Here is an 852-nt window from a genome sequence, read left to right as displayed (position 1 = left end):
TAGCGCTCGTGGACAAAGGGTATCCATAGTTTGACTGCAGCGATTGCGACGAAACCGAGGTAGGATTCCTTGGTCTTGTCATAGCGCGTCGCAACGCGCCGCCAGTTCTTGAGCTTGTTGAAGAGGCGCTCGATCTGATTGCGCCATTTGTATTTGGCTTTGTCGTACGGGATTGGTTGGCGTCTATTGCTCTTTGTCGGAATGACGGCCTCGATATCGGCGCGGGCGATCTCTTCACGAATGGCGTCAGCGTCGTACCCCTTGTCGGCGAGGAACGCCTCGATCCGGTCGGAGATCATCCGGAACAAAGGCGCGAATCCTTGAGTGTCATGCGTTTGTCCGGGCGTCAGGACAAAGCCGAGCGGTCTGCCTTTCGCATCGCACCGGGCATGGAGCTTGGTTGTGAAACCGCCGCGCGATCGGCCAAGCGCCTCGGTGTCTTGAGTCCCCTTTTTATGCCGACTGCACAATGGTGCGCCCGGACGACGGTGCTGTCGATCATGTCGGCACTTCGATCCCGTTCCACCAGTTCGGCCAGTGTCTCAAGCATTGCCTCGAAAACACCGGTCTCGACCCAGCGTCGATATCGACGAAAGACGCTGTTCCACTTGCCGTATTCATCAGGCAGATGCCGCCATTGCGCTCCTGTGCGTGCCATCCACAGCATGCCTTCGAAATAACGCCGATTGTCCTGAGCAGGGCGGCATCCACGTCCACTTTCAGCAGGTAGAAGCGGACTGATTACCGACCATTCCTCGTCTGTCAAACCGATCCGTTCGCCCAAAGTAGCCTCCAAATGGAAGCTTTGAATCAAAAATCGATTCCGCAGTCAACCTTTGTCCACGAGCGCTA

Annotated in this window: 1 pseudogene; it reads right to left on the bottom strand. The window is 56.5% G+C overall.

Annotation, left to right across the window (positions count from 1 at the left end):
- Positions 1-766, bottom strand: a pseudogene (locus tag VBH83_RS19335) (IS5 family transposase); the annotation flags it as partial.
- Positions 767-852 lie beyond the last annotated feature (86 nt).

The organism is Ochrobactrum sp. S1502_03 (genome assembly GCF_044435015.1).
In the GTDB taxonomy this organism is placed as follows: domain Bacteria; phylum Pseudomonadota; class Alphaproteobacteria; order Rhizobiales; family Rhizobiaceae; genus Brucella; species Brucella chromiisoli.
Note: the sequence above shows the minus strand (reverse complement) of the source record. Positions and strands in the feature narration are given on the sequence as shown.